Origin of the sequence: Ectobacillus sp. JY-23 (genome assembly GCF_023022965.1) — a bacterium.
Classification (GTDB): domain Bacteria; phylum Bacillota; class Bacilli; order Bacillales; family Bacillaceae_G; genus Ectobacillus.
The window spans coordinates 2477870-2491870 of sequence record NZ_CP095462.1; the positions used below are offsets into that span (position 1 = coordinate 2477870).

The following is a 14001-nucleotide window of genomic DNA, read 5'->3' on the forward strand; positions in this document are numbered from 1 at the left end:
AAACTTTTTAATGGTTAAGTTAGAAAGGGCGCACGGTGGATGCCTTGGCACTAGGAGCCGATGAAGGACGGGACTAACACCGAAATGCTTCGGGAGCTGTAAGTAAGCTATGATCCGGAGATCTCCGAATGAGGAAACTCACCATTCGTAATGGAATGGTATCCTTATCTGAATACATAGGGTAAGGAAGGCAGACCCAGGGAACTGAAACATCTAAGTACCTGGAGGAAGAGAAAGCAAATGCGATTTCCTAAGTAGCGGCGAGCGAAACGGAATTAGCCCAAACCAAGAGGCTTGCCTCTTGGGGTTGTAGGACGCTCTATACGGAGTTACAAAGGAACGAGGTAGACGAAACGGTCTGGAAAGGCCTGTCATAGAAGGTAACAACCCTGTAGTTGAAACTTCGTTCCCTCTTGAGCGGATCCTGAGTACGGCGGAACACGTGAAATTCCGTCGGAATCCGGGAGGACCATCTCCCAAGGCTAAATACTCCCTAGTGACCGATAGTGAACCAGTACCGTGAGGGAAAGGTGAAAAGCACCCCGGAAGGGGAGTGAAAGAGATCCTGAAACCGTGTGCCTACAAGTAGTCAGAGCCCATTTACGGGTGATGGCGTGCCTTTTGTAGAATGAACCGGCGAGTTACGATCCCGTGCAAGGTTAAGTTGATAAGACGGAGCCGCAGCGAAAGCGAGTCTGAATAGGGCGACATAGTACGTGGTCGTAGACCCGAAACCAGGTGATCTACCCATGTCCAGGGTGAAGTTCAGGTAACACTGAATGGAGGCCCGAACCCACGCACGTTGAAAAGTGCGGGGATGAGGTGTGGGTAGCGGAGAAATTCCAATCGAACCTGGAGATAGCTGGTTCTCCCGAAATAGCTTTAGGGCTAGCCTCAAGTGTGAGAGTCTTGGAGGTAGAGCACTGATTGGACTAGGGGCCCCCCTCGGGTTACCGAATTCAGTCAAACTCCGAATGCCAATGACTTATTCCTTGGGAGTCAGACTACGAGTGATAAGATCCGTGGTCAAAAGGGAAACAGCCCAGACTGCCAGCTAAGGTCCCAAAATGTATGTTAAGTGGAAAAGGATGTGGAGTTGCTTAGACAACTAGGATGTTGGCTTAGAAGCAGCCACCATTTAAAGAGTGCGTAATAGCTCACTAGTCGAGTGACTCTGCGCCGAAAATGTACCGGGGCTAAACATACTACCGAAGCTGCAGATTGATACCAAAGGTATCAGTGGTAGGGGAGCGTTCTAAGGGCTGTGAAGTCAGACCGTAAGGACTGGTGGAGCGCTTAGAAGTGAGAATGCCGGTATGAGTAGCGAAAGATGGGTGAGAATCCCATCCACCGTATGCCTAAGGTTTCCTGAGGAAGGCTCGTCCGCTCAGGGTTAGTCAGGACCTAAGCCGAGGCCGACAGGCGTAGGCGATGGACAACAGGTTGATATTCCTGTACCACCTCTTTACCGTTTGAGCAATGGAGGGACGCAGGAGGATAGGAGATGCGCACCGCTGGTCGCGTGCGTCTAAGCAGTTAGGCTGATGAGTAGGCAAATCCGCTCATCGTAAGGCTGAGCTGTGATGGGGAAGCCCGTATGGGCGAACTCTCTGATTCCACACTGCCAAGAAAAGCTTCTAGCGAGGTAAAAGGTGCCTGTACCGCAAACCGACACAGGTAGGCGAGGAGAGAATCCTAAGGTGTGCGAGAGAACTCTGGTTAAGGAACTCGGCAAAATGACCCCGTAACTTCGGGAGAAGGGGTGCTCTCTAGCGAGAGCCGCAGTGAAAAGGCCCAAGCGACTGTTTAGCAAAAACACAGGTCTCTGCGAAGCCGCAAGGCGAAGTATAGGGGCTGACACCTGCCCGGTGCTGGAAGGTTAAGGGGAGAGGTTAGCGCAAGCGAAGCTTTGAACCGAAGCCCCAGTAAACGGCGGCCGTAACTATAACGGTCCTAAGGTAGCGAAATTCCTTGTCGGGTAAGTTCCGACCCGCACGAAAGGTGTAACGATTTGGGCACTGTCTCAACCAGAGACTCGGTGAAATTATAGTACCTGTGAAGATGCAGGTTACCCGCGACAGGACGGAAAGACCCCGTGGAGCTTTACTGTAGCCTGATATTGAATTTTGGTACAGCTTGTACAGGATAGGTAGGAGCCTATGAACCCGGAGCGCCAGCTTCGGTGGAGGCGTCGGTGGGATACTACCCTGGCTGTATTGAAGTTCTAACCCGCGCCCCTCTATCGGGGCGGGAGACAGTGTCAGGTGGGCAGTTTGACTGGGGCGGTCGCCTCCTAAAATGTAACGGAGGCGCCCAAAGGTTCCCTCAGAATGGTTGGAAATCATTCGAAGAGTGTAAAGGCATAAGGGAGCTTGACTGCGAGACCTACAAGTCGAGCAGGGACGAAAGTCGGGCTTAGTGATCCGGTGGTTCCGCATGGAAGGGCCATCGCTCAACGGATAAAAGCTACCCCGGGGATAACAGGCTTATCTCCCCCAAGAGTCCACATCGACGGGGAGGTTTGGCACCTCGATGTCGGCTCATCGCATCCTGGGGCTGTAGTCGGTCCCAAGGGTTGGGCTGTTCGCCCATTAAAGCGGTACGCGAGCTGGGTTCAGAACGTCGTGAGACAGTTCGGTCCCTATCCGTCGCGGGCGCAGGAAATTTGAGAGGAGCTGTCCTTAGTACGAGAGGACCGGGATGGACGCACCGCTGGTGTACCAGTTGTTCTGCCAAGGGCATCGCTGGGTAGCTATGTGCGGACGGGATAAGTGCTGAAAGCATCTAAGCATGAAGCCCCCCTCAAGATGAGATTTCCCATAGCGTCAAGCTAGTAAGATCCCTGAAAGATGATCAGGTTGATAGGTCAGAGGTGGAAGCGCGGCGACGTGTGGAGCTGACTGATACTAATCGATCGAGGACTTAACCAAAAAAGCAGAGGCGAGCGTTTAGCGAGCTGGAGCTAGATTACACACTTGTTATCCAGTTTTGAAGGAACATGCCTTCATATGTCTAGTGATGATGGCAAAGAGGTCACACCCGTTCCCATACCGAACACGGAAGTTAAGCTCTTTTGCGCCGAGGGTAGTTGGGACCTTGTCCCTGTGAGAGTAGGACGTCGCTAGGCACACAGTAGGCCGGTCATTTTGACCGGCTTTTTTGTTTTGGTTGTGTTAAAATTTAATCTTGATATCTGTATTTATTAATTACGATGTATGAGAATCCCAAAGGCACATAGTGCTAAGGAGCCCCCGAACGGCTCTTTGAAAGTAAAATCCTGTAATGAAAATCAATAAAGAACCTTAGAGCTTTGTTTCAAAGGGCTCTTACTTTATATAACATAGAGGATTGTAAATCAAATAAAGATAGGCACCAATAAAATATCTGTATCATAGGATATAAGACGAATAATTAACTAAATAATTTAAAAATGTATAAAAATTAAGATAACAGTTAACTATAATAATACGGAGGTGAAGGGTTTGGAGAATACAATCAATGTAACAAAATCTTGTATTGTATGTGATCTTGAAAAGCCTACTGGTATTACGTTGTATAATGGGTTTATATGCGAGAGTTGCGAGAAAGATATTATATGTACGGAAACCAACGATCCTAAGTATGAATTTTATCTTACAAAATTGCGAAGGATACACGCTTGATATTCCCGTTATATAGAAGTGAGCTTTCGCATTCGAAAAATCTATAAAACAGTAGGCTATAGCCTATTGTTTTTTTTATCGTTCACTGAAGTTCTTCTCCAAGAAGCATGAAAAAGATAGGCTGGCACAGATGTGGCCAGACCCATTCTCTTCTACTGAAAGACTTATTATAGTAAACTGTCAAAAGATATACTAGTCAATATTAACTAAGCTGAGGATAATCAAAATGAATCAATCAAAAACCCCTTTATATGATACATTAGTGCAATTTGCTCAACACAAACCTGTTTCATTTCATGTACCAGGTCATAAAAATGGGCGTTTTGCCTCTAAGCATGCTAGTAAGCATTTTAATCATTTACTAGAGATTGATGTAACGGAGTTAAGCAATTTAGATGATTTACATCATCCAACAGAATGTATTAAAGAAGCAGCAGAGCTTGTTGCAGATTTATATGGTGTGAAAAAAAGCTTTTTATTAGTGAATGGTTCTACTGTAGGGAACTTAGCGATGATTTTAGCTACATGCCGTTCAGGGGATATAATATTGGTGCAACGCAACTGTCACAAGTCAGTTATAAATGGCATTCAGCTTGCTGGTGCTGTGCCTGTTTTTTTGCGAACAGAGGTCGATGAGAAGGCGCAAGTTCCTGTTGGTGTAGCATATGAGACACTAGAAGCAGCTATTGAGGCATATCCACATGCCAAGGCACTTATTCTAACACACCCCAATTATTATGGAATGACACAAAATTTACAAAATATGATTGATCTTGCGCATAAGCATCACCTCGTTGTATTGGTTGATGAAGCACATGGTGCACACTTTTGCTTAGGACATCCTTTTCCTAAATCGGCATTAGCTTACGGTGCAGATATCGTTGTGCATTCAGCTCATAAAACGTTGCCTGCTATGACGATGGGATCTTACTTGCACATAAATAGTAGTAGAGTAGAAGAGGAAACGGTTGCAGAATATCTCCATATGTTACAATCAAGTAGTCCATCCTATCCAATTATGGCATCTTTAGATTTGGCACGATTTGAGTTAGCGCAAATAAAAGAAAGTAACATAGAACCGCTACTTGCCTTTTATCGTGTATGGAAAGAGCGACTTGCAGGTATACCGCAAATTGAAATACTATACCCAAACGACCCGCTAAAAGTCATTATACAGACAAGATGTGCTTTATCAGGCTTTGAGCTACAAGCGCTGTTTGAGGAAAAAGGAATTTATACAGAACTAGCAGATGTATATAATGTACTGTTTATTTTGCCGTTATATATAGATGAAACTCTTGAACAAGTAATAGATATTATCGCAGATGCTTTACGTGCGTATCCTGTGATGCCAATCAATAAGCTTACTGCAAATAGTGAACCACTTCTACAAGCGTTAGAAGTTCCTTATGGGCAATTAGCTCAACTACTTAAGAGGGAGTTACCTCTAGAGGAAGCTTTGGGCTATCTTGCAGCCGAACCTATTGTTCCCTATCCGCCTGGCATTCCGTTGCTTTTGAAGGGGGAACGCATTACACAGACTCATTTGCGTCACATTATGCACTTGAAAGAGGCTGGGGCAACATTTCAAACCGATATAGAATATATTAAAGTATATGATGTAAAGAAGGGGAATAGATTATGAAGTTTATCACAATTGAAGGGCCTGAAGGATCAGGCAAGACAACATTATTAACTAAGCTTGTTCCTATCTTGCAACAAGAAGGATATCATGTTCTGCTTACAAGAGAACCAGGTGGTATCGAGATTTCAGAAAAAATCCGTGAAATCATTCATGATCCATCACATCTTGCGATGGACGCAAGGACGGAAGCTTTGTTATATGCAGCTGCCCGTAGACAGCATCTTATAGAAAAGGTAATACCGGCATTGGAAAGAGGAACAATCGTTATTTGCGATCGATTTATAGATAGTTCACTTGCCTATCAAGGCTTCGCGCGGGGCCTGGGAATAGAGAATATTTTAGAAATCAATCGTTTTGCGACAGAGGGGCGTATGCCCGATCTTACTATTTATCTAGATATCGAGCCTGAAGTGGGCTTAGCCCGTATCCATAAAGATAATGAAAGAGAAATTAATAGACTAGATTTAGAAGGAATAGCCTTCCACCATAAGGTAAGAGAAGGTTACCTACAGCTGTTAAATCTATTCCCTGAGCGTATGAAGCGTATTGAAGGAAATCAAGAAGCAGACCAGGTTTTACAGGATGTATTGTATCTTGTAAAACAGTATATATGAAAAAAGTGGAAACATAACATATGCACAAGAAAGTTGGTATAATAAAGATATAAGTAGTCCTTTTATAGAAATACGATATAAGTGAGTGATATAAAATGGGAACAACGTGGGAGCAATTTATGGTTGTACAACCGCTTGTTGCAAAGATGTTAACCAATAGTATAAAGAAAAATAGAATATCCCATGCCTATTTATTTGAGGGTTCAAAAGGAACAGGGAAGCTGGATGTAGCTTTGCAACTTACGAAAAGTGTATTTTGTGAACAACGTAATGGGTATGAACCATGTCAAGCTTGTCGCAATTGTAAACGCATTATGTCAGGTAATCATCCCAACGTGCATATTGTAAAACCGGAAGGTGCTTCTATTAAAAAGCAACAGGTGCAAGATTTACAAGAGGAGTTTGCTAAGACTGGTGTTGAGTCAAATCAAAAGGTATATATTGTTGAGCATGCAGATCGTATGACAACGACAGCGGCAAATACATTGTTGAAGTTTTTAGAAGAACCCCATAGCGGAACAATGGCTATCCTCCTAACAGAAAACAGTCACAAGATCTTAAACACGATCCTTTCACGTTGCCAAACGCTAACATTCCAACCACTAGTAAAGCATGCCATGGTTATGAGGCTTGAGGAAAAGGGAATATCCAAACCATTTGCACTAACTGTTGCGCAGTTAACAAACAATATCCAAGAAGCGGAAGAACTATGTAACGATGAATGGTTTGCACAAGCTAGAGCTTTAGTGATAAAATTATGTGAGGCTTTAGGAGATGCCTCATCGCTTTTTTTTGTTCGAGAAAAGTGGCTCAAGCATTTTACAGATAAAGAGCAAATTCAAATTGGTTTGGACTTATTACTCCTAATTTATAAGGATTTATTATATGTTCAACTTAATGAAACGGAAAATATAACATTTATTGACCAACAATCTTTATTTGAGACGCTCTCCTATTCTCAAAAACGTATTGTTTCGGCACTTTCAAATATATTAGAAGCAAAAAATAGGCTAAATGCTAATGTAAATGTACAGCTGACATTTGAACAATTGGTATTGCGCTTACAGGAGGGGTAGTTGCTTGTACGATGTAGTAGGAGTACGGTTTAAAAAGGCAGGAAAAATCTATTACTTCGACCCAAACCATCTTGATATTCCTGAAAACGAATTCGTTATTGTAGAAACAGTAAGAGGAATTGAATATGGTAAGGTTGTAATGAATCAAAAAAAGGTCGATGAAAACGATGTAGTGCTTCCTCTGAAAAAGGTGCTTCGTATTGCGGATGAAAATGATCGAAGTATTGTGGAAGAAAACAAAGTAGCTGCGAAAGAAGCCTATCGTGTATGTTCAGAAAAAGTAGCGATTCATGAGTTAGATATGAAGCTTGTGGATGTAGAGTACACATTTGATCGGAATAAAGTTATTTTTTATTTCACTGCAGACGGCCGTATTGACTTTAGAGAGCTTGTAAAAGATTTAGCTGCTATATTCCGCACACGTATTGAACTAAGGCAAATTGGGGTACGTGATGAAGCGAAAATGCTGGGTGGAATAGGTCCTTGTGGTAGGATGCTATGTTGCTCGACATTTCTGGGTGATTTTGATCCAGTTTCTATTAAGATGGCAAAGGATCAAAACTTATCTTTAAATCCTGCAAAAATTTCAGGACTATGTGGCCGTTTAATGTGCTGCTTAAAGTATGAAAATGATGAATATGAAGCGGCAAAAGAGCAGCTGCCGGATTTAGAGCAAAAAATCCAAACACCAAGCGGTCTGGGAAGAGTAGTTGGATTAAATATACTGGAGCGTTTAATCCAAGTGGAACTTATCGGAAAAGATCGTGTAATTGAATATACATTGGACGAGCTAATTAATGGAGGCGTCGTTTCTAGTCAAGCCACGGATTAATGGGGTGGATGCTTGTGGAGAAAAAGGATATTTTCCAATCTGTTTCTAGCATGGAAGAGCAGATTGGACATTTATATAAGCAATTGGGTGAATTAAAGCAACATCTTGCAGAGTTGTTGGAAGAAAACCAACATATCAAAATGGAAAATGAGAATCTTCGTCAACATTTTGAACAAGTTTCACAATCCAAACGTACTCATTCTAAAGAGAGACAAAAGAAAGTAGCAAAAGATATTGGAGAAGGCTACGATAACTTGGCCAGATTATATCAAGAAGGCTTTCATATTTGTAACTTACATTACGGAAGTGTTCGCAAAGAAGGCGATTGCTTGTTTTGCCTTTCTTTTCTTAATAAAAAGTGAAATTACCTTTCCAAGAGATTGGAAAGGTAATTTTTATATAACGTCAAAGGAGCTTATGTATGCATTTGTATGATGATGAGAGGTTGGATTATTTACCTGGAGAGGATATAAAAATCATTCAAAGTCCCTCTGTATTTAACTTTTCGTTAGATGCAGTGTTACTTGGAAGATTTGCTTGGTTACCTATTCAAAAAGGAGAAATTCTAGACTTATGTACCGGTAATGCAGTCGTACCCCTGCTTATGAGCAGTCGTACGAAGGGAAATATTACAGGTGTTGAAATACAAGAACGTATTTATCATATGGGTGTACGCAGTATTGAAGAAAATAAATTGGAAGAACGCATCCGTTTAATTCATGGAGACCTAAAAGATATGCCAAACGTGTTGGGATACCATAAGTTTGATGCTGTGACATGTAACCCACCCTATTTTCAAACACCAAACACATCAGAAATAAATCCAAACGAGCATTTGGCTATCGCTAGACATGAAATTATGTGTACATTGGAGGATGTAGTACGTGTTAGCAGTCAGCTTGTGAAGCAAGGCGGTAAAATTGCTTTTGTTCACAGGCCTGGAAGGCTTTTAGATATTATTACCCTTATGAGAGCATATAAGGTAGAACCAAAGCGTTTGCAGCTTGTATATCCGAAAGAAGGTAAGGAAGCAAACATGCTATTAATAGAGGGAATAAAAGACGGAAATCCAGATTTAAAAGTATTACCGCCACTTACTGTTTATCAAGATAATAATGAATATACAAAAGAAATGCGTGCTATTTTGTATGGAGCATAATCATTATTTTTATGTGGTTCAATGCAGTGATGGAAGTTATTATGCGGGTTATACAAATCGTCTAAAACAACGTATCCTTCATCATAATGAGGGAAAGGGTGCAAAATATACAAGAGCCCGTAGACCAGTAACGCTTATTTATTATGAGATATTTGCTTCAAAATCAGATGCAATGAAGGCAGAATATCATTTTAAACAGCTAAGACGCAGTCAGAAAGAAGTTTATATGAAAAGAGGAGATTGCCATGTGGCAACAAAAAAGCTTTCAGCCCAATAACAAAGGCACATTATTTCTTGTTCCTACGCCAATAGGAAATCTAGAAGATATGACATTTCGAGCAATTCGCATTCTGAAGGAAGTAGACTTTATTGCTGCTGAAGATACGAGACAAACAAAAAAATTATGTAATTACTTTGAAATTGATACCCCTATATTAAGCCACCATGAGCATAATAAAGAAACGAGTAAACAGAAAATTATTAGCCTATTAGAAGAGGGAAAAACCATAGCTCTTGTAAGCGATGCTGGAACACCATGTATATCTGATCCGGGCTATGAATTGGTAGTAGAAGCAACCTCACTTCAGTATACAGTTGTTCCACTACCCGGTGCTAATGCAGCACTCACTGCTTTAATCGCATCAGGCTTGTCGACAAAGCACTTTTATTTTTATGGATTTCTGCAAAGGAATAAGAAAGAACGCAAGCAGGAATTAGACAAGTTACGCTACATACAGGATACGTTGATCTTTTATGAAGCACCACATCGACTCACAGAAAGCTTGCTTAGCATGCGTGAAGTGTTAGGAAACCGCAATGTAGCTATATGTCGCGAGTTAACGAAGAAGTTTGAAGAATTTATTCGAGGGCCATTAGACGACGTACTAGAATGGGTCAAACAAGGGGAAGTACGAGGAGAATTCTGCTTATTAGTGGAAGGATCAAAAGAAGAAGCACCAACTGAAGAGGCTTGGTGGGATGAATTATCTGTTCTAGAGCATGTGCAATTTTATGTAGCTGAGCAGGGAATTCACGCAAAAGAAGCAGTTAAAACAGTAGCAAAAGAGCGAAATATGTCGAAACGAGATGTGTACCAGGCATATCATATACACGAATAAAAGCTGAGCACTGCGCTCAGCTTTTTTTCATGTATTATTTTACTGTTGTAAGATATTGTTGCAATTCAGAAAGAATAGCTTCTGCACCTTCTGGGCTAAGAATGATTTTGCCATCAGCTAAAGAAAGGTTATCGTCAGACACCTCACCTGTAACTTGGCAAGTCATGTTTGGCTTATATTTTTTCAAAATGATTTTCTCATCGTCTACGTAAATTTCCAGTGCATCCTTCTCTGCGATACCAAGTGTGCGACGTAATTCAATAGGAATTACCACGCGTCCTAACTCATCAACTTTACGAACAATACCTGTAGATTTCATCTCTTTTTCTCCTCTCAAATACTATTTATTTATAAGATAATTATATATCTAAATTCGTCATTTTTCGACAAAATTTATTACTGCTTCATCATACCAATGATTTACATTTACGTCAATTATTAAATTCTAAATTTCTATAAAAAATTTAAGAAATATATGTCGAAATGTAATAGATTTGACACATTTTTACTACTTATAATCTTATAGCGATATGTAAATAAATTAAAAAATATAAAATTGATATATTTTAAATTTTAAATTGTTTATTTTTGTAATAGAAAATAGATGTATTACTTTTAATTTAACGTATATTTTTAAGTGGTAATAGAAATACCTGATAATATTGAGTAGAATTGAGTGTTGTAATCTCGTTTTTGTATAAAGGTTTTTGATATACTAGTACTAGTACATAGGTCATTTGGGAGGATAAACAATGATAGAGGAAAAAAAGACTTTTTATATTACCACACCAATATACTATCCAAGTGGTAAGTTGCATATTGGACACGCATACACAACAGTTGCCGGAGATGCGATGGCTCGTTACAAACGCCTGCGAGGGTTTGATGTATATTATTTGACTGGAACCGATGAACACGGTCAAAAAATTCAAAAGAAAGCAGAAGAGCTACAGGTTACACCACAAGCCTATGTAGATGGAATTGTTGCAGGTATTAAAGAATTGTGGACTAAAATGGATATCTCATATAGCGACTTTATTCGAACAACAGAAGATCGTCATAAAGAAGTGGTTGAGAAGATTTTTAAACAGCTTCTGGATCAAGGTGATATTTATTTAGATGAGTATGAAGGTTGGTATTCTGTACAAGACGAGACGTTCTATACAGAACACCAATTGGCAGATCCAATTATGGAAAATGGGAAAGTAGTTGGCGGTAAGAGTCCTGACAGTGGTCATCCTGTCGAGTTAGTAAGAGAAGAATCTTACTTTTTCCGTATGGGAAAATATGCAGATCGTTTATTAAAGTTTTACGAAGAAAATCCAGGGTTTATTCAGCCAGAATCTCGTAAAAATGAAATGATTAATAACTTTATTAAGCCAGGCCTCGAAGACCTAGCTGTTTCCCGTACATCTTTTGATTGGGGAATTAAAGTACCTGGTAATCCCAAACATGTCATTTATGTATGGATAGATGCACTATCAAACTACATTACAGCATTAGGGTATGGTACGGATAACGATACGAACTATAAAAAATACTGGCCGGCAGATGTGCATCTTGTAGGAAAAGAGATCGTTCGTTTCCATACAATTTATTGGCCAATTATGCTGATGGCATTAGATTTGCCGCTACCGAAGAAAGTATTTGCTCATGGTTGGATTTTAATGAAGGATGGAAAGATGAGTAAATCTAAAGGAAATGTAGTGGATCCAGTTATGCTTATCGATCGCTATGGTCTAGATGCTTTGCGTTATTATTTACTTCGCGAAGTACCATTCGGGTCAGATGGTGTGTTTACACCGGAAGGTTTTGTTGAGCGTCTAAACTACGATTTGGCAAATGATTTAGGAAATCTATTAAACCGTACTGTTGCAATGATTGATAAATACTTTGAAGGTGAAATTCCAGTTTATGAAGGTATTGCTACAAACTTTGACCAGGACTTGCAAGATGTTGCGAAGGCTACTGTGGCTAAAGTAGAAGAGGCTATGGAAAATATGGAGTTTTCCGTAGCGTTAACAACGATTTGGCAATTGATTAGCCGCGCTAATAAGTATATTGACGAAACACAGCCTTGGGCCTTGGCTAAGAGTGAAGAAAATCGTAAGCAGTTAAGTGCGGTAATGGCTCATTTAGCAGAAGTACTTCGTCAGTCTGCTATTATGTTAATGCCATTCCTTACGGAGACACCAGCAAAAATTTTCGCACAGCTAGGCTTAACACAAAGTGAGCTACAAACATGGGATAGCTTAGGGAACTTTACAGGTATTACAAAAGGAACAAAGGTAGCAAAAGCACAACCAATCTTTCCAAGGCTAGAAGTGGAACCTGAAGTTGCATATATTCAAGAGCAAATGAAAGGTACAGCACCGAAACAAGAAGAAAAAGAAGAAGTTAAACAAGAGATACAAGAAGTATCTGAGATTACAATTGACGATTTCTTTAAAGTAGAGCTACGTGTAGCAGAAGTTTTAGAGGTCGAACCAATTAAAAAAGCAGATAAGCTACTTAAGTTGCAATTAGATTTAGGAACTGAAAAGAGACAAGTGGTATCCGGCATTGCACAGTATTATTCTCCAGAAGAGCTAAAAGGGCGTAAAGTAATTTGTGTAACAAACTTAAAGCCTGTAAAGCTTCGCGGCGAGTTGTCGCAAGGAATGATTCTTGCAGGAAGCGATAACGGAAAACTTTCACTAGCCACGATAGATCAATCTATACCAAACGGTACGAAAATTAAATAAATCGACAAAAAAGGAGATGTTTCACGTGTAACAACTAGAAACATCTTCTTTCTTGTTGTAGAGTTCCAAAATGCGTCGATAAATATCATTCTGTTACAAGGTCTGTGTTCTTTTTGTAAAGAAACTGTAATCAAATGGGGTATTTCATCTGATTTTTTGTCGTTTTTTGTAAAATATATACATGAGATGTATTCTAAATGTAATACAGTTGTTATTTGGCTGTTAGGAAAGTAATTTTCTGTTATGTTAGACTTAAACACAGTAAAGGGGATCATGTAATGCTATTTGATACACATGCGCACTTAAATGCGGAACAATTTGAAGAAGATTTACAACAAGTAATTGAACGCACAAAGGAAGCGGGCGTTTCTCGTATCGTAGTTGTAGGCTTTGACGAGGTTACTATTCATAAAGCAATGGAACTCGTTGAGCGCTATGATTTTATTTACGCAGCTGTCGGTTGGCATCCTGTTGATGCGATTGACATGACAGATGAACATTTACAGTGGCTAGAAGAATTAGCCGCTCATCCAAAGGTTGTAGCTATTGGAGAAACGGGCCTGGATTATTATTGGGATAAATCTCCAAAAGAAGTACAACAAGAAGTATTTAAAAAGCAAATTAGACTAGCGAAAAAAGTGGGTTTACCGATTGTAATACATAATCGAGAGGCAACACAGGATATCGTAGATATTTTAAAATCAGAAGGTGCTTCTGAAGTAGGAGGAATTATGCATTGCTTTAGCGGAAGTGCTGAAACAGCAAAGCGGTGCATTGAAATGAACTTCTTGATTTCTTTAGGAGGGCCGGTTACGTTTAAAAATGCCAAAAAGCCTAAGGAAGTAGCGGCGCAAATTCCGCTTGAAAAACTTCTCATTGAAACGGATTGTCCGTACTTGGCCCCCCATCCGCATCGCGGAAAGCGAAATGAGCCAGCATATGTTTCACTTGTAGCGCAAGAGATTGCGGACATAAAAGGTCTTTCTTACGAAGAGGTTGCTCGTGTAACTACTGAAAATGCAAAGCGAATCTTCGATATCCAATAATATATGGTAAAGAGGGTTATATACGAAAGGCTACGTATTAAACCACAGGTGTTATATACCCCTCTTTTATTATTTCTTCTCCTATTATCTTACCGGCCCGGATTT

At 40.4% G+C, this 14001-nt stretch carries 12 protein-coding genes and 2 rRNA genes; 13 read left to right on the forward strand and 1 reads right to left on the reverse strand.

Translation table 11 applies throughout. From position 1 onward, the window contains the following. Positions 1 to 12: 12 nt before the first annotated feature. From MUG87_RS12720 to rsmI, 11 genes are all read left to right on the forward strand, one after another. Positions 13 to 2930 (forward strand): 23S ribosomal RNA (locus tag MUG87_RS12720). A gap of 81 nt (positions 2931 to 3011) precedes the next feature. Next, positions 3012 to 3127 (forward strand): 5S ribosomal RNA (rrf, locus tag MUG87_RS12725). 355 nt (positions 3128 to 3482) lie between these two features. Then, positions 3483 to 3662 (forward strand): sigma factor G inhibitor Gin, encoded by a 180-nt coding sequence (locus tag MUG87_RS12730; RefSeq protein ID WP_247082649.1) that lies wholly within the window; start codon positions 3483 to 3485, stop codon positions 3660 to 3662. 226 nt (positions 3663 to 3888) lie between these two features. After that, entirely contained in the window at positions 3889 to 5307 is a 1419-nt protein-coding gene (locus MUG87_RS12735) for an aminotransferase class I/II-fold pyridoxal phosphate-dependent enzyme (protein ID WP_247082651.1), read from the forward strand. Next, the gene (tmk, locus tag MUG87_RS12740) at positions 5304 to 5921 is read left to right on the forward strand and encodes a dTMP kinase (RefSeq protein ID WP_247082653.1); all 618 of its coding nucleotides are present in this window, start codon (positions 5304 to 5306) and stop codon (positions 5919 to 5921) included. The genes MUG87_RS12735 and tmk overlap by 4 nt, the downstream gene beginning before the upstream one ends. A gap of 95 nt (positions 5922 to 6016) precedes the next feature. After that, entirely contained in the window at positions 6017 to 6997 is a 981-nt protein-coding gene (holB, locus tag MUG87_RS12745; RefSeq protein WP_247082655.1) for a DNA polymerase III subunit delta', read from the forward strand. Between the two features lie 4 nt (positions 6998 to 7001). Continuing rightward, positions 7002 to 7829 carry a PSP1 domain-containing protein gene (locus tag MUG87_RS12750; RefSeq protein ID WP_247082657.1) on the forward strand — a complete coding sequence of 276 codons (828 nt, stop codon included), beginning with the start codon at positions 7002 to 7004 and terminating at the stop codon, positions 7827 to 7829. 14 nt (positions 7830 to 7843) lie between these two features. After that, positions 7844 to 8191, forward strand: coding sequence for a DNA replication initiation control protein YabA (yabA, locus tag MUG87_RS12755; protein ID WP_247082660.1), 348 nt, complete (start codon positions 7844 to 7846; stop codon positions 8189 to 8191). 59 nt (positions 8192 to 8250) lie between these two features. After that, positions 8251 to 8988: a tRNA1(Val) (adenine(37)-N6)-methyltransferase gene (locus MUG87_RS12760; RefSeq protein WP_247082662.1), complete on the forward strand. Its 738-nt coding sequence runs from the start codon at positions 8251 to 8253 to the stop codon at positions 8986 to 8988. Next, positions 8978 to 9265: a GIY-YIG nuclease family protein gene (locus MUG87_RS12765; protein ID WP_247082664.1), complete on the forward strand. Its 288-nt coding sequence runs from the start codon at positions 8978 to 8980 to the stop codon at positions 9263 to 9265. Before MUG87_RS12760 ends, MUG87_RS12765 begins: the two co-directional genes overlap by 11 nt. After that, positions 9234 to 10106 (forward strand): 16S rRNA (cytidine(1402)-2'-O)-methyltransferase, encoded by an 873-nt coding sequence (gene rsmI / locus MUG87_RS12770; RefSeq protein ID WP_247082666.1) that lies wholly within the window; start codon positions 9234 to 9236, stop codon positions 10104 to 10106. The genes MUG87_RS12765 and rsmI overlap by 32 nt, the downstream gene beginning before the upstream one ends. A 34-nt stretch (positions 10107 to 10140) precedes the next feature. Here rsmI and MUG87_RS12775 read toward each other — a convergent pair whose 3' ends face one another. After that, positions 10141 to 10425, reverse strand: a complete 285-nt coding sequence (locus MUG87_RS12775) for a transition state genes transcriptional regulator AbrB (protein WP_124565600.1) — start codon at positions 10423 to 10425, stop codon at positions 10141 to 10143. Between the two features lie 433 nt (positions 10426 to 10858). On the opposite strand from MUG87_RS12775, the gene metG reads away from it, so the two are divergent. After that, complete coding sequence (gene metG / locus MUG87_RS12780; RefSeq protein WP_247082668.1) at positions 10859 to 12850, forward strand: methionine--tRNA ligase; 1992 nt, start codon at positions 10859 to 10861, stop codon at positions 12848 to 12850. A gap of 278 nt (positions 12851 to 13128) precedes the next feature. After that, on the forward strand, positions 13129 to 13896 hold the full coding sequence (locus MUG87_RS12785) for a TatD family hydrolase (RefSeq protein ID WP_247082670.1): 768 nt from the start codon (positions 13129 to 13131) through the stop codon (positions 13894 to 13896). Positions 13897 to 14001 lie beyond the last annotated feature (105 nt).